Annotated in this window: 15 protein-coding genes; 2 read left to right on the top strand and 13 right to left on the bottom strand. The window is 70.5% G+C overall.

Annotated features, from left to right (window positions below; genetic code table 11):
- Position 1 precedes the first annotated feature (1 nt).
- The 6 genes from ACGFI7_RS07645 to valS form a co-directional block, all read right to left on the bottom strand.
- On the bottom strand, positions 2–388 hold the full coding sequence (locus ACGFI7_RS07645) for an OB-fold nucleic acid binding domain-containing protein (protein ID WP_393400496.1): 387 nt from the start codon (positions 386–388) through the stop codon (positions 2–4).
- Between the two features lie 29 nt (positions 389–417).
- On the bottom strand, positions 418–1,056 hold the full coding sequence (locus ACGFI7_RS07640) for a DUF3710 domain-containing protein (RefSeq protein ID WP_393400494.1): 639 nt from the start codon (positions 1,054–1,056) through the stop codon (positions 418–420).
- A gap of 20 nt (positions 1,057–1,076) precedes the next feature.
- Positions 1,077–1,517, bottom strand: a complete 441-nt coding sequence (gene dut / locus ACGFI7_RS07635; RefSeq protein ID WP_393400492.1) for a dUTP diphosphatase — start codon at positions 1,515–1,517, stop codon at positions 1,077–1,079.
- Positions 1,514–2,068 carry a PaaI family thioesterase gene (locus ACGFI7_RS07630; protein ID WP_393400489.1) on the bottom strand — a complete coding sequence of 185 codons (555 nt, stop codon included), beginning with the start codon at positions 2,066–2,068 and terminating at the stop codon, positions 1,514–1,516. Before ACGFI7_RS07630 ends, dut begins: the two co-directional genes overlap by 4 nt.
- A gap of 11 nt (positions 2,069–2,079) precedes the next feature.
- Complete coding sequence (locus ACGFI7_RS07625; protein WP_393400486.1) at positions 2,080–3,276, bottom strand: AI-2E family transporter; 1,197 nt, start codon at positions 3,274–3,276, stop codon at positions 2,080–2,082.
- A 214-nt stretch (positions 3,277–3,490) separates the two neighbouring features.
- On the bottom strand, positions 3,491–5,968 hold the full coding sequence (gene valS, locus ACGFI7_RS07620) for a valine--tRNA ligase (protein WP_393400483.1): 2,478 nt from the start codon (positions 5,966–5,968) through the stop codon (positions 3,491–3,493).
- 109 nt (positions 5,969–6,077) lie between these two features.
- Between valS and ACGFI7_RS07615 the strand changes: the two genes are divergently transcribed.
- Entirely contained in the window at positions 6,078–6,365 is a 288-nt protein-coding gene (locus ACGFI7_RS07615; protein WP_393400480.1) for a DUF4235 domain-containing protein, read from the top strand.
- Here the strand turns inward: ACGFI7_RS07615 and ACGFI7_RS07610 are convergent.
- Genes ACGFI7_RS07610 through ACGFI7_RS07600 form a run of 3 tightly spaced genes read right to left on the bottom strand, consistent with a single transcriptional unit; the run spans position 6,295 to position 10,296 of the window.
- Positions 6,295–7,731 (bottom strand): trehalose-6-phosphate synthase, encoded by a 1,437-nt coding sequence (locus tag ACGFI7_RS07610; protein ID WP_393400477.1) that lies wholly within the window; start codon positions 7,729–7,731, stop codon positions 6,295–6,297. The genes ACGFI7_RS07615 and ACGFI7_RS07610 overlap by 71 nt on opposite strands.
- 23 nt (positions 7,732–7,754) lie before the next feature.
- On the bottom strand, positions 7,755–9,299 hold the full coding sequence (locus ACGFI7_RS07605; RefSeq protein WP_393400475.1) for an FAD-dependent monooxygenase: 1,545 nt from the start codon (positions 9,297–9,299) through the stop codon (positions 7,755–7,757).
- Positions 9,300–9,336: 37 nt separating this feature from the next.
- A complete protein-coding gene (locus ACGFI7_RS07600; RefSeq protein WP_393400473.1) occupies positions 9,337–10,296 on the bottom strand; it encodes an MBL fold metallo-hydrolase in 960 nt (319 codons plus the stop codon).
- Positions 10,297–10,670: 374 nt separating this feature from the next.
- Between ACGFI7_RS07600 and paaI the strand changes: the two genes are divergently transcribed.
- Positions 10,671–11,039: a hydroxyphenylacetyl-CoA thioesterase PaaI gene (gene paaI, locus ACGFI7_RS07595; protein WP_393401880.1), complete on the top strand. Its 369-nt coding sequence runs from the start codon at positions 10,671–10,673 to the stop codon at positions 11,037–11,039.
- Positions 11,040–11,048: 9 nt separating this feature from the next.
- Here the strand turns inward: paaI and ACGFI7_RS07590 are convergent, their stop codons facing one another.
- The 4 genes from ACGFI7_RS07590 to ACGFI7_RS07575 all read right to left on the bottom strand — a co-directional run bounded on the left by ACGFI7_RS07590 (position 11,049) and on the right by ACGFI7_RS07575 (position 14,489).
- Complete coding sequence (locus tag ACGFI7_RS07590) at positions 11,049–11,846, bottom strand: hypothetical protein (protein WP_393400471.1); 798 nt, start codon at positions 11,844–11,846, stop codon at positions 11,049–11,051.
- 17 nt (positions 11,847–11,863) lie between these two features.
- Positions 11,864–12,163, bottom strand: coding sequence for a DUF4193 domain-containing protein (locus ACGFI7_RS07585; RefSeq protein ID WP_148030302.1), 300 nt, complete (start codon positions 12,161–12,163; stop codon positions 11,864–11,866).
- A 284-nt stretch (positions 12,164–12,447) separates the two neighbouring features.
- Positions 12,448–13,839 (bottom strand): sensor histidine kinase, encoded by a 1,392-nt coding sequence (locus ACGFI7_RS07580; RefSeq protein WP_393400469.1) that lies wholly within the window; start codon positions 13,837–13,839, stop codon positions 12,448–12,450.
- Positions 13,836–14,489 (bottom strand): response regulator transcription factor, encoded by a 654-nt coding sequence (locus ACGFI7_RS07575; RefSeq protein ID WP_393400467.1) that lies wholly within the window; start codon positions 14,487–14,489, stop codon positions 13,836–13,838. Before ACGFI7_RS07575 ends, ACGFI7_RS07580 begins: the two co-directional genes overlap by 4 nt.
- Between the last annotated feature and the right edge of the window lie 78 nt (positions 14,490–14,567).

Here is a 14,567-nt window from a genome sequence, read left to right as displayed (position 1 = left end):
ATCAACTCCCTGGTCGCAGCTCGTATCGCGGGTTGAACATCACCTTGCGTCCATCTTGGACGCTGACCAGGCCTTCGGCCTTGACCGGGCGGCCCGGCTCGATGCCGGCGATCTTGCGCCGGCCGAGCCAGACCAGGTCGATCACGTCGGAGCCGTCGTAGAGCTCGGCCTCGAGCGCGGGCGCCCCGCCTCGCGGACGGAGGGTGACAGTGCGTAGCGTACCGGCGACGCAGAAGCGACGGCGGCCGCCACACGCGGCGATGGGGGTGGCGCCGACCTCGTCGGCGTCCTCGCGCAGCTCCTGAGCCTCGATCTCGGACTGACTGGTGGTCAGCCTGCTGAGGAGACCGCGCAATCCCCCGCGTTTGGGAGGCTCTGCCGTACTCATGATGAATCAGCCTATGTGATGGAAGGTCCTCAGCGAATCTCGCTGATTTCCGGCCCTCGCTTGAACGGGTTGAGACTCTGCGGCTCGCCCTGTTCGGTGGGCTGATCGCTGGGGCGGCGCAGCGGGATCGACTCCTCGCGGGCCATCGGCTCGTCGCCGCGCACCACCACGATGTCCTTGATGAAGTCGGTGAACGCGGCGGCCAGCTCCTCGTCGATCGCGGCCCGGCCGTTGACCACGCCGAGCAGGAACCAGCGGGGCCCGTCGACGCCCAGGTAGCGGGCGGGACGGTCGGCTCCCTCGACGGTCACCTTGCCCGCCAGCTCGACGCCGAACGGCCCCTCGCGCTCCTCCAGCGTCTTGGCGGCGCCGCGGATCTTGGCCCTGATCTCCTCCCACAGCCCTGACGACTTGGGCGCGGCCAGCGCCTGGAGCTGCAGCGAGCTCTCCTCCCAGAGCACCACCACGCCGACGTGCTTGTCGCCGACCGAGGCCAGCCGCACGTCGAAGGCCGGATTGTGGGGCAGGCGCAGCCCGCCCAGGTCGATCCGGTCGGTGTCGGGGTGGGGCTCGTCGGCGTCCCACGGGCCGGACTCGCGCGTGGGCGCCGCGGGGGTCACCTCGGCGACCTGCTCCGCCTGCTCACCACGTCGACGACGTCGGAACACTATGTCTCACTCTCCCTGTATCAACGTCCTGTGGAACCGTGACCGCCCGTGCCCCGCACGGACTCCGGCAGCTCCGCGGCCTCGCGGAAAACCGCCCGCTCCACCCGCTGGATGACGAGCTGGGCCATCCGGTCGCCGCGCCGCAGCCGGAAGGGCTCCTTGGCGTCGGTGTTGATCAACGTCACCTTGATCTCGCCGCGGTAGCCCGCGTCGACCGTGCCGGGGGCGTTCACCAGCGTGACGCCGTGGCGCGCGGCCAGCCCGGACCGGGGATGCACGAAGGCGGCGTAGCCGTCGGGCAGCGCGATCGCCACGCCCGTCCTGATGACGGCCCGCTCCCCCGGCAGCAGCTCGGCGTCCTCGGCGGCGCAGAGATCGGCGCCGGCGTCGCCCGGGTGGGCGTAGGCGGGCAGGGGCAGCCCGGGGTCGAGCCGCTGGATCAGCACCTCCGGCTCGCTCACGGGTTCACCTCGAAGTCCTGGTGTTCGGCTTGCAGCGCGGGGAAGTCGCCGTGCTCGGCGAAGTGCGCCATGTCCACCTCGATGAACAGCGCCGCCGCCCGGACGGCGACCGGGCCGTCGGGGGCGCCCATCCGCCCCTCAGCCTCAAGGTACGCCTTCCTCCCCCGGATCCCGGTACACCAGGCGCGCAGGTGGAGTGTCGTGCCCACGGGAACGGGGAGAACATAGTCGGTCTCCAGCCGTGCCGTGACATAGGGCTTACGGAGCAGCCAGATGGACATTCCGATGACCTCGTCCATGGCGGCGCCGAGCACCCCGCCGTGCGCCAGCCCCGGGGCGCCCTGGTGAGACCCGCCCACGGTGAAGGTGGCCTCGACGGTGGTGCCGTCAGGGGTGACGGCGTCGATGTGCAGGCCGGTGGGGTGGTCGGCGCCGCAGCCGAAGCAGCGGCTGAAGTGGGAGCCGAGCGCCTCGCCTGGCGGCGGCCCTTCAGGATGCGCGTCCGGCACCTCGGCGCCGGGCGGCGGGGTGGTCAGGGTGGAGCGGGTCACGGGTGATGAGATTACTCGCTGTCAGCACCGGCCCGTCCCGCACCACCGGATTTCCCGGCGTCCGGCGCGTCCCCCGGATCGGGCGCGGCTGAGGGCAGCTCTCCACCCACGTCCGGCGCGGCGGCGACGGCCACCGTGGACGGTGGTGGCAACGCGGGCTGGTCGGTCATCAGCTCGGGCAGCGCCCGGTAGATGACCGCGGCCACCGGCACCGCCACGACGGCCCCCGCGATGCCCGCCAGGATGCCGCCCACCGACAGCGCCAGGATGATCGCCAGCGGGTGGAACTTCAGCGCCCGCCCCACGATGAGGGGCTGCAGGACGTGGTTCTCCAGCTGTTGCTCGACGACCAGGATGCCGACGAACACCAGCGCGTAGACGATGCCCTTGGCGCCGAGCGTGACCAGGGTCGCGACGGTGCCGGCGAAGAAGATGCCGACGATCGGGATGAAGCTGGCCAGGAAGATCAGCACGGCCAGCGGCGCCCAGAGCGGCACCCCCATGCCGGCCAGCACGATGCCCATGACCACGCCGTGCACCGCGGCGACGAGCACGCTGCCCTGCACGTAGTGGGAGAGCGTGGCCCACGCGGCGCGGCCCGCCCGGTCGACCCGCGGCGACATCCGCCCGAAGCCCTTGAGGAACCAGGCCCAGATGCGCTCCCCGTCCTTGAGCAGGAAGAACGTGACGAACAGCAGCAGCACGATCGAGGCGAGCACCTCGACGGCCACCGCCCCGGCGCTGAGCACCGTGCCGGTGATGGCCGTGCGCTGGGCCTGGATGTAGTTGGTGACTTCCGTGAAGTACTGGGTGATCTGCGTCTGCTGCAGGTGGAGCGGGCCCGTGACGAGCCACTCCTGCACGTCCGAGATCGTCGCCTCGACCTGCTTGACGAGGTTGGGGAACTCCTCGGTCGCGCGGGCCCCGACGAGCCAGCCGGTGCCCGCCAGCACCGCCAGGGCGGCGAGCATGGTCAGCCAGGTGGCGTAGATGGGCCGCATGCCGGCCTGGCGCAGGCTCCGGGTCATCGGGAAGAGCAGCGCGGTCAGCAGCAGGGCGATCGCCACGGGCAGCACCACGAAGCTGAGCCGGGCGATGACCTGCACGAAGTAGAAGACGACCACGCCGGTGAGGATCAGGCACAGGCTCCACGCGGCCATCTTGGCCAGCACAGGCGGCACGAGTTTGGTGGGGCGGTCGTTCAACACACTCCAAGACTGGCACGTCCGCGGGCGGGGCGCGTAGGGATATCGATCCCGGCGTCCTTCGACGGCGGGCGCCGTGTTTTCCCGCCGGGGCACGGCCCCGTACGGAGTATCCACAGCGCCGTGGCCGAAACCCGCGACCACGACCGATCACGGAGCGTGACCACGCGAGGGAGGTGGGCCGGACGCCCCGCAGAGCGGGCGCCCGGCCCGCCGGTCAGCTCAGCCGCACCTCGATCGAGGTCTCCTCGCCGTGCTCCAGCACGAACTCCTCGACGTGGCCGGCCCCGCACAGGTCGTCCTGGGCCAGCCTGATCAGGCCGGCCCGCGGCGAGGTCACGGTCAGCAGGGACACCTCGGCCCGCATCGACTGCTTGGCCTCGGACTTGGCCTTGCGCACCTGGCGGAGCACCTCGGACGCGGCCTCGAGCACCGCCGGGTCGCCCGCGCCGGGGACGGGCTCCGGCCAGGCGGCCCGGTGCACCGACCCCTCGCGCCACCAGGACCACACCTCTTCGGTGACGAACGGCAGGAACGGCGCGAACAGCCGCAGCAGCACGTCGAGCGCCCGGCGCAGGGCCTCGTGCGCCGACGCCGCGGCCGGGCCGCTCTCGTAGGCCCTGGCCTTGACCAGCTCCAGATAGTCGTCGCAGAACGTCCAGAAGAACCGCTCGGCGGCCTCCAGCGCCCGCGTGTGGTCGTAGCCCTCGAACGCCTCGGTCGCCTCGCGCACCGCCGCCGACAGCCCGGCGAGCATCGACAGGTCGACCGGTTCGGTGACCTCGCCGCCGCCCTCGCCGAGCCCGAGCACGAACTTGGACGCGTTGAGGACCTTGATGGCCAGCCGCCGCCCGACCTTGAGCTGGCCCGCGTCGAAGGCGGTGTCGACACCGTAGCGCCCGTTGGCCGCCCAGTAGCGGACCGCGTCGGAGCCGTGCTGCTCCAGCAGGTCCATCGGGGTGACCACGTTGCCCTTGGACTTGGACATCTTCTTGCGGTCGGGGTCGAGGATCCACCCGGAGATGGCCACGTCGCTCCACGGCAGGCCGCCGAACTCCAGGTGGGACCTGACCACGGTGGCGAACAGCCAGGTGCGGATGATCTCGTGGGACTGCGGGCGCAGGTCGGCCGGGTAGACCCGGCGGAACAGGTCGTCGTCGGTCTCCCAGCGCCCGGCGATCTGCGGCGTCAGCGACGAGGTGGCCCAGGTGTCCATGACGTCCGGGTCGGCCATGAACCCGCCGGGCACGCCCCGCTGGTCCTCGGTGCAGCCGGGCGGGGTGTCGGACGACGGGTCGACCGGCAGCGCCTCCTCCGGCGGGAGGATCGGCTCGTCGTAGACGGGCTGCCCGTCCTGGCCCAGGGGATACCACACCGGGAACGGCACGCCGAAGAACCGCTGGCGGGAGATCAGCCAGTCGCCGGCCAGGCCGCCCACCCAGTTGTCGTAGCGGGCCCGCATGTGCGGCGGGTGCCAGGACAGCTCGCGCCCGCGCGCCAGCAGCCGCTCGCGCAGCTCCTCGTCGCGGCCGCCGTTACGGATGTACCACTGGCGGGTGGTGACGATCTCGAGCGGCTTGTCGCCCCGCTCGTAGAACTTCACCGGCCGCCGCACCGGCCGCGGGTCGCCCTCCAGGTCTCCGGACTCGCGCAGCAGCTCCACGATGCGCTCGCGGGCGCTGTGGACGGTCTTGCCGGCGATCTCCTTGTACGGGTCGGTCTCGACGCCTTCCGGCGGGTCGGGGAGCATCCGGCCGTCCCAGCCGATGACCGGCCTGGTCGGCAGGTTGAGCTCGCGCCACCAGGTCACGTCGGTGACGTCGCCGAAGGTGCAGATCATCGCGATGCCGGTGCCCTTGTCGGGCTCGGCCAGGCGGTGGGCCAGCACCGGCACCTCGGCGCCGAACAGCGGGGTGAGCACGGACGTGCCGAACAGCGGCCGGTAGCGCTCGTCGTCGGGGTGGGCGACCAGCGCCACGCAGGCCGGGATCAGCTCCGGCCGGGTGGTCTCGATCCAGACCGGCCCGCGCTCGCCGTAGAACGAGATCTTGTGGAAGGCGCCGGGCCACTCCCGGTCTTCCAGCTCGGCCTGGGCGACGGCGGTGCGGTAGGTGACGTCCCACAGCGTCGGCGCCTCGGCGAGGTAGGCCTCGCCCCGGCGCAGGTTGCGCAGGAACGCCCGCTGCGAGACCCGGCGCGACTCGTCGCTGATCGTGGTGTAGAGCAGCGACCAGTCGACCGACAGGCCGACCCGCCGCCACACCTCCTCGAACGCCTGCTCGTCGATCTCCGTCAGCTTGTGGCACAGCTCCACGAAGTTGCGCCGCGAGATAGAGATCTCACGTTTGCCGGGCTTGTCCGGTGGCACGAAGTCGGGGTCGTACGGCAACGACGGGTCGCAGCGCACGCCGTAGACGTTCTGCACGCGGCGCTCGGTGGGCAGGCCGTTGTCGTCCCAGCCGATCGGGTAGAACACCGACTTGCCGATCATGCGCTGATAACGCGCCATGATGTCGGTGTGCGTGAAGGAGAAGACATGACCCACGTGCAGGGAGCCCGAGACGGTCGGCGGCGGCGTGTCGATCGAGTAGACCTGCTCACGCGGCGCGGACCGGTCGAACCGGTAGGTGCCCTGCTCGTCCCAGCGGGCTACCCATACCTGCTCCAAGCCGTCGAGAGTCGGTTTCTCGGGCATGGACGGATGGCGTAGTCGCTGTTGAGTCATGCCTCCAAATGGTACGGCTTGCCGAGGCCGCGCCGCGGTACAGACTAGGGTTCGTTACAAAGGGGAAGGAGAAGATCGCATGGCGGATGACAAGCCCGACGTCGCCTGGCGAGTCGTCGGGGGGCTGGTGGGTCTGGCGACAGCCTGGGCCGCCAGAAAGCTGCTCGGGTTCGTCTGGGTGAAGGCGACCGGCAAGGAGCCGCCCGTCGACCCGGACTCCCCCGAGGTCAGCATGGGTGAGGCGATCGGTTACGCCGTCGTGATGGGCGTCGGCATGTCCGTCGCGCAGATCGTCGTCAACCGGACCGCCAAGAAGCGCTATGACTCATGGCGGGCTCTGAAGCAGCAGGTGACTCCAAAGAGCTGAGGAACTCGCTGGCCCAGCGGTCCACGTCGTAGGTGGCGACCCGGCGGCGCATCGTACGCATCCGCCGGGCCAGCTCGTGCGGCGTGGCCCGCATGGCGGCCAGCATCTGGCGCTTGACGTCCTCCACGTCGTACGGGTTGACCAGGAACGCCTGGCGCAGCTCGTCGGCCGCCCCGGCGAACTCACTGAGCACCAGCGCCCCGTGCAGATCGTGGTGGCAGGAGACGTACTCCTTGGCGACCAGGTTCATCCCGTCGCGCAGCGGCGTGACCACCATGACGTCGGCGGCCAGATAGAGCGCGGCCAGCTCGTCCTTCGGATACGACTGGTGGAAGTACTGGATGGGCTGGGTGCCGAAGTCCGAGGTCTCGCCGTTGATCCGGCCCACCTGCAGCTCGATGTCGTCGCGCAGCCTGCGGTACTCCTCCACCCGCTCCCGGCTGGGCGTGGCGATCTGCACGAACACCGCCTCGCCCGGCGTGATCAGCCCGTCCTTGAGCAGCTCGCCGAACGCCTCCAGCCGCTGCCCGATGCCCTTGGTGTAGTCGAGCCGGTCCACGCCGAGCAGCACGTGCTCGGGGTCGCCCAGCTCCATCCTGATTTCCTTGGCCCGGGAGACCACCTCCGGCCTGCGTACCATCTCGTCCAGCTCGCCGAAGTCCACGCTGATCGGGAACGCCTGCGTGCGGACGACCCGGTCCTCCAGGAAGATCTCGCTGCCCTTGTACGGGACGCCGAGCAGCCTGCGGCACAGCCGGCGGAAGTTCGCCGCGCCGCCGGGCAGCTGGAAGCCGACCAGGTCGGCGCCGAGCAGGCCCTGGACCAGCTCGCGCCGCCACGGCAGCTGCCAGAACAGCTCGACGGGCGGGAAGGGGATGTGCAGGAAGAAACCGATGCGCAGGTCGGGCCGGAGCTCGCGCAGCATGGCGGGCACCAGCTGCAGCTGATAGTCCTGCACCCAGACGACCGCGCCCTGCTCGGCGTGCTCCGCCGCCGCGCGGGCGAAGCGCTCGTTGACCGCCCGGTACGCCTCCCACATCGACCGCTCGAACACCGGCGGCGCCACCACGTCGTGGTAGAGCGGCCAGAGCGTCGCGTTGGAGAATCCCTCGTAGTAGAGCTCGATCTCCTCCGTCGACAGCGGAATGGAGATCAGGTTCATCCCGTCCTGCTCGAACGGTTCGAGCTCCTCGTCCGGTGCTCCCGGCCAGCCCAGCCAGGCGCCATGACGGCGCTGCATGACCGGCGCGATGGCGGTGACGAGCCCACCGGGGCTCCTGCGCCACGAGGCCGTTCCGTCTTGCTCGACGACCCGGTCGACCGGCAACCGGTTCGCGACGATCAGAAACGAACTACGGCCAACCACCCAAATCCTCCTAGGGCTCACTGTCACGAAAGGCGCGACGCGCGCCTCACAGCGACCGCCACCGATTCCGGCCCCGCTTGGGGGATGGTCGCGGCGATATGAGCGTCGGGCCTGATGACCCAGGCCTCATCGGGTCCGACGCCGAGCGTGTGAGCGAGCCTGCCGGACCCATCTATCTCCGCGAGCTCGCGGACGGCGAGCGGTGCCGTACAGACCTTGCCCAAGACCTGCGCAAACAAACCCGAATCGCACATTCCGCCCAGGAGTATCAGGAAACCTTCACGGCAGAATTCGCGCAGCCGTCCCCCCGGCACCGGCACGTCCGGAAGGATCACCCCGGGCGCGGGATCGCACAGGGCGCCCTTGGCCGGCCTGCCGCCGAACGGCCGCCGGGGGTCAGGGGTGGTCAGCGGCGAGTCCACGTACCAGAAAGGCTCGGCGAACCGCCCCGAGTCGACCCCGGCCGCCTGCCCGGTGGCCAGCGCGCCCTCCAGCGCGGCCCGCCTGCGCGCCCGCTCCTCGTCCGTACGGGGCGCGAGGAAGCGCATGGTCGCCGCGGTGATCTCCAGGTTCTCGCGGGCGGCGGCGTGCCGCTCGTCGTGGTACGTCTCCAGCAGGTCCTCCGGCGCCCACCCGTGCAGCACGAACGCCAGCTTCCAGGCGGCGTTCTCGGCGTCGGGCACCCCGGAGTTCAGGCCCCGGGCCCCGAACGGCGCGACCAGATGGGCGCAGTCGCCGGCGAGCAGCACCCGGCCGACCCGCATCCGCGAGGCGAGGCGCGCGTGGAAGCGGTACGTCGTCCGCCAGATCAGCTCGTGGTCCCGGTCCCCGATGATCATCCGGATCTTCTCCGCCACCTCCTCGTCGGTGGGCTCCGCGTGCGGCGGGATCTGCCAGTCGATGCGGTAGGTCGAGCCGGGACACGGATGGATCAGCACCTGACGGCCCGGGTTCCACACCGGGTCGAAGTGGAAGTGCCGCTCCAGCTCCCAGCCGGGCAGATCGGCGCGGATGTCGCAGATGAGGAACCGGTCGTCGAACGACTCACCGTCGAACGACACCCCGAGCGCCCGCCGCAGCCCCTCGGCGTGCGCCCCCGCGCAGACCACCGCGTACGCGGCGCGCAGCACCCGGTCGCCGCAGCGCACGGTGACGCCCGCGTCGTCCTGCTCCAGGCCGGTGACCTCGTGATCCCAGCGCACCTCGGCCGACGGCCGCGCGGCCAGGGCCTCGTCGAGGATCTGCTCCGTCCTGGTCTGGGAGATGTTCACGCACGCCGGCAGCGCCCGATCGCCCGGCAGGCCGCCGAACGACCACGAGAACAGCTCCTCACCCCGGTAGTAGGTGCGGGCCGTGGTCCAGGCCAGCCCCTCCTCCGCGATCCGGCCCGCGCCGCAGGCGGACCAGACGTCGAGCACGTCCCGCTGCTGGCAGATCGACCGCGACCCCGCCGACTCGCGGCCCCGCCGCCGGTCCAGCACCAGCACCCGCACCCCCCAGCGGGCCAGCAGCAACGCCGCCGTCTGCCCGACCGGCCCGGCGCCGACCACGATGACCTGCGCGTCCATGCGTCTGCTTTCACCTTCCGGATGCGCCGCTCCCCGCTCAGCCCTGGAGCTGCTCCCACACCTCGCGGTCGCGCTCCGCCGTCCACACGCGCGGCCGTTCCACCCCGTCCAGCTCCTCCCACAGCCGCGAGACGTTGAACGGCAGGCAGTGCTCGAAGATCGGCCAGGCGCCGTAGCGCGGAGCCAGCGCCCGGTGCGTGCGCTCGAACGCCTCCTTGAGCGTGCCGCCGCGCTCGCGCACCCCGCCCGTCTCACGCAGCATGACCCGCAGGAAGTCACGCGTCTGGGCGACGGCCGCGTCCACCTCCGCCCGGCCGCGCGCCACCGCCCCCCTGCCGCCCACCAGCGTCTCCGCGCCGAACGAGGCCACCCGGTCGAGCGTCGCCCCCGCCCAGTCACGGTGGAAGGCGTCGCCGGTGTAAAGGGCGGCCTGCGACTCCACCAGGTCGCCCGCGAACATCACCCGCCGCTCCGGCAGCCACGCCACCAGATCGCCCTCCGTGTGACCGCGCCCGCAATGGTGCAGTTCGAGAGTCCCCCGGTCGCCCCCGAGGTCGATGGCCACCCGGTCACCGAACGTGAGCGTCGGCCAGGTCAGCCCGGGAATCGACGCGGGCTCCTTGAACAGCCGCGGCATGCGCGCGTACTCGCTCGCCCAGTCCTCCACCCCGCGCTCGGCGATCAGCTCGCGGGTCTTCTCGTGCGCCACGACCACGTCCGCGCCGAACGCCGACGCGCCCAGCACCCGCACCGCGTGATAGTGCGACAGGACGAGATAGCGGACCGGCTTGCCGGTGCGCTCACGCAGCAGCGCCAGCCACTCGCGAGCGGCCACCGGGGTGGCCATGGCCTCGAAACAGACCAGGAAATCCTCCCCCTCGACGGCGCCGACATTGGGGTCACCCTCGGCGGTCAGCGCGTAGACACCCGGGGCGAGTTCCTCGAACGATCGTGCCTTGTCGGCGAGATCCGCCGACGAGGCGAACGGCTTGCCCATGCCGCCAGGGTACCCGGGGAGCGATAGATCCAAGATCAAAGTCAAGAGCATAAGGTCAAAGGCTTTTGGGAACCCCCTCGGGCTGAGCGCCGTTACGCGTGCCCCTGGCCCGCTCACCCCAAGGTCAAAGGCTTCTTCCGGGAACCCCCTCGGGCTGAGCGCCGTTACGCGTGCCCCTGGCCCGCTCGCCCCGCCGTAGCCCAGATCAGACCCTCTTCCACCACCCCTCGCACGCGGAGTCAACCCCGTACTGTCTTCGCCACGTCCCTGGGGGCGGAACCGTGCTCTGGCTTGAGGCCGGGACCGTTCTTGACTTGGGGGTGGGTGGGGGGTGGAGTGAGGGGCGGGAGGGTTCGGTGGAGAGTGCGCGGCGGATGATGGAGGCCGATGCCGCTTCGGCCGCGCTCGGGATCGAGTTGGTCGAGTTGCGGCAGGGCGGGGCCGTGTGCCGGATGACGGTGACCGACCGGATGATCAACGGGCATGCGCTGTGTCACGGCGGCTACGTGTTCCTGCTGGCCGACACCGCGTTCGCGTGCGCGTGCAACACTCACGGGCCCGTCACGGTGGCGGCCGGTGCGGACATCGTCTTCGTGGCCCCGGCCCATGAGGGCGACGTGCTGGTGGCCGAGGCGGTGGAGCGCGCGGTGCACGGGCGCAGCGGCGTCTACGACATCACCGTCAAGCGGTCCGACGGTCAGGTGATCGCGGAGTTCAGGGGGCGTAGCAGGCAGCTCGGATGAGGGAGGGGGTCACGGGGTGAGCGGGCGCTGTTGCCCGTCGGGCGGAAGGGGAGTCTTGACGCGCAGGTCGTTGCGGATGGCGGCGCCGAGCTTCTTGGTGGCCATCCGGTTGAGGGTGCCGCCGGCCACCGCTCCGGTGAGGAACGGGCCCAGCGTGGTGAGGTGACGGCCGAGGACCCGCAGCAGGCGGTTGCGCAGCGCCGTCTTGGTCGCGGCGCCGAGCGCCAGCGTCACCGAGCTGGGCGCGAGCGGGTCGATGCCGCGCTGCTTGGCCCACGCCGCCGTGAACGCGACCGCGCGCTGGGTGCCCGTGCCTTCGACGTGCACCCCGTACACCTCATGAAGCTCCGCGAGGAGCTTGACCTCGATGGCGGCCACCACGATGGTCTCGGCGACGAGCTGGGCGGGGGCGGAGAGAAGGAGGGGAGGAGCGGCGAACTCCGCCGCCGCGAGCGCTCCGCCGATGGCCCCGACCGTCATCGTGGCCTTCATGGCGGTGCGCACCAGGTCGTCGGCGAGCTCCTCGCCGGTCAGGCCCTGGTGGTGCTGGGAGAGCGTGTGCAGGTCCCTGATCGGGATGCGGGGCGCGATGTTGAGGAAGACGTCGGCGAGCCAGCGGCCACGGCCGACACCGGACTTCTTCGCCTTCGCCGCGCCCGCGGTGAGCGCACGTGTGAGTCGGCCGAGCAGCCTGCGCCGCTCGGCCGGCTCAAGCTCACCGGGCTCGGTGAGCCTGCCTACGAGTTCGCCGACCTCCTGACCGGGGTCGGCGGCCTCGTCTTCTGAATGTCGATCAGGTGAAGCCACGCGTATGCCTCCTCGAATCAGGCGGCGCACTCCCGGCAGATCTGCTGACCGTTCTTCTCCGAGGCCAGCTGGCTGCGGTGATGCACCAGGAAGCAGCGCGCGCAGGTGAACTCGTCAGCCTGGCGCGGGATCACGCGCAGGCTGAGCTCTTCGTTCGACAGATCCGCACCGGGCAGCTCGAGCGACTCGGCCAGATCGGTCTCGTCGATGTCGATGCTGCCAGACGACTTGTCGGTGCGCCGCGCCTGCAGCTCCTGCAGACTGTCTTCGCCGAGGTCGTCGTCGGTCTTACGCGGGCTGTCGTAGTCGGTAGCCATCGTGCTTACTCCATCCCCCTCATCAATATGTCGTCGCGCTCGTCGCGCGTCTTTCAACGTCCGGGAAGCTCATCTTGTGCCCGTTCCGCCGGGGAGATTTCCTCTCGGTACCCCGAGGAAACAGGCGACGAACCTCCCAACACGTCAGGGCCTGCTGCCGACGGCAGTGGTTAGCCAAATATGGCGAAACCCACAGCCTTGGCGCCATGCACCACCGTGTTCGACGGCACATCCAACCACATGTGCGACGCGAACGAGACGCCCACCGTGGGGCAACACGCCGATCAACGCCGCGGCAGCCTGATGGTCACCACAAGTCCGCCACCCTCCCGCGGCACCGCGTTGACGTTGCCGCCGTGAGCCTGCACCACAGCACGGACGATGGACAGCCCCAGACCCGCTCCCTTGGCCGAGTCCACCCGGTCGGCGTTGAGCCTCCTGAACGGTTCGAACAGGCTGTTCACCTCGTACGCGGGGACATGCTGCCCCGTGTTGGCCACCTGAACAACCAAGGCCCCGTCTACCATTCCCGTACGAATCCAGACTTTTCCGTTTTCTGGAAGGTTGTACTTGACGGCGTTCTCCAGAAGGTTGCTGATCGACCGTTCCAGGAGCACCGGATCACCGATGGTAGGCGCGCTTACCAGTTCGGTGGTGAGCGTCACTCCATGTTCATCGGCGAACGGCGTCACCTGGTCGACCGCCGTCTGCGCGACCTCCTTGACGTCCACCGGCTTGCGCACCGCGAGCTCGCGCTCGCTCCTGGCGAGCAGCAGCAGGCCCTCGATGAGCTTCTCGTTGCGCGCGTTGACCTCCAGGAGCGTACGCCCGAGCGCCTTGAGGTCGCCTGACGCCTCCGGATCGGACAGCGCGATCTCCAGCACGGTCCGGTTGATGGTCAGCGGCGTGCGCAGCTCGTGGGAGGCGTTGGCGACGAACCTGCGCTGGGTGTCGAAGGCGACGTTGAGCCGGGCGAGCATGTCGTCGAAGGTGTCGGCCAGCTCCTTCAGCTCGTCGTCCGGCCCCTCCAGGCCGATGCGCTGGTGGGCCAGCGTGCTCTCGGAGAGCTTGCGCGCGGTGGAGGTCATCTGGGTGACCGGCCGCAGCGCCCGGTCGGCCACGAAGTAGCCGAGCATGAGGGCCAGGATGCCGATGCCCAGCATCGCCAGCACCGACTGCCTGACCAGGGTGTCGAGCACCTCGTTGATCTGGTGCACCTGCAGCAGCTTGACCTGCTGCTCCAGGTCGGCGGCGAGCTCCGGGGAGATGTAGCCGGGCACCTGCAGCCGGTACTCGAAGCCGGTGTAGAGAGTGGACCGGACGATGAAGTACATCACCACCAGCAGCATCGCGCCCGCGGCGAAGAACATCGCGCCGTAGGTGAGCGTGAGCCGCCAGCGGATGCTGACCTTCCCTGTCAGCCCCTTGATGCCGGCCCCCGGCCCGCGCGCCGAGGAAACGTACTCGGGCGGCGGCGGGCCGTCCCAGACGGGCGGCCCGCTCGGCGGCGGCGGGCTTGCCCCCGGGCCTCCCCCCGGGACCCCCGCCGGCTTCCCCGCGGGGCCGCCGCGCGCGCCCTTCCCGGCGGCCCGCGCCGCCCTCTCCGAGTGCGGGCTGATCATCGGGTGCGTCGGCACCGACTCCCGATCCGGCTCCCGATCCGGACGTTCCGTCACAACTTGTACCCCACGCCGGGCACGGTCTCGATCACCTGCGGCTCGCCCAGCTTCTTCCGCAGCGTCATCATGGTCACCCGCACCACGTTGGTGAACGGGTCGATGTTCTCGTCCCAGGCCTTGTCGAGCAGGTCTTCCTGGCTGACCACCGCGCCCTCGGCGCGCATCAGCTCCTCCAGGACGGCGAATTCCTTCTTGGTCAGCACGACCTCACGGCCGTCGCGTTCGACGAGCCGCTTGCCCGGGTCGAGCCGGATGCCCGCGCGCTCCAGGACGGGCGGCAGAGCGGGCGCCGACCTGCGCCCGAGCGCCCGCACCCGGGCCACCAGCTCGACGAAGACGAACGGCTTGGCGAGATAGTCGTCGGCGCCCAGGCCGAGGCCCTCCACCTTGTCGTCCACGTCGCCCGAGGCGGTCAGCATCAGGATGCGCGAGGAGCTGCGCTGCTCCACCAGCCGCCGGCAGACCTCGTCGCCGTGCACCACCGGCAAGTCACGGTCCAGCACGATCACGTCGTAATCGATGTAGGAGGTGCGCTCCAGCGCCCCGCCGCCGTCGTAGGCGACGTCCACGGCCATGGCCTCGCGCCGCAGCCCCGTCGCGATCGCGTCGGCGAGCACCTTCTCATCCTCGACCACCAGTACGCGCACGCCGCCACACCTTCCTCCGCTTGTGATGACTCATTGTGCCCCCCACTTCGATAAGCGCACGGTAAGCCATGTCCAGCG

This window comes from Nonomuraea sp. NPDC048826, from assembly GCF_043198225.1.
Taxonomy (GTDB): domain Bacteria; phylum Actinomycetota; class Actinomycetes; order Streptosporangiales; family Streptosporangiaceae; genus Nonomuraea.
Note: the sequence above shows the minus strand (reverse complement) of the source record. Positions and strands in the feature narration are given on the sequence as shown.

What these genes read in the sequence shown, in the direction of transcription:
- ACGFI7_RS07645 (WP_393400496.1), bottom strand. Translation starts at nt 388, where the DNA reads ATGAGTACGGCAGAGCCTCCCAAACGCGGGGGATTGCGCGGTCTCCTC.
- valS (WP_393400483.1), bottom strand. Translation starts at nt 5,968, where the DNA reads ATGCCCGAGAAACCGACTCTCGACGGCTTGGAGCAGGTATGGGTAGCC.
- ACGFI7_RS07615 (WP_393400480.1), top strand. Translation starts at nt 6,078, where the DNA reads ATGGCGGATGACAAGCCCGACGTCGCCTGGCGAGTCGTCGGGGGGCTG.
- ACGFI7_RS07605 (WP_393400475.1), bottom strand. Translation starts at nt 9,299, where the DNA reads ATGGACGCGCAGGTCATCGTGGTCGGCGCCGGGCCGGTCGGGCAGACG.
- ACGFI7_RS07600 (WP_393400473.1), bottom strand. Translation starts at nt 10,296, where the DNA reads ATGGGCAAGCCGTTCGCCTCGTCGGCGGATCTCGCCGACAAGGCACGA.
- paaI (WP_393401880.1), top strand. Translation starts at nt 10,671, where the DNA reads ATGATGGAGGCCGATGCCGCTTCGGCCGCGCTCGGGATCGAGTTGGTC.
- ACGFI7_RS07585 (WP_148030302.1), bottom strand. Translation starts at nt 12,163, where the DNA reads ATGGCTACCGACTACGACAGCCCGCGTAAGACCGACGACGACCTCGGC.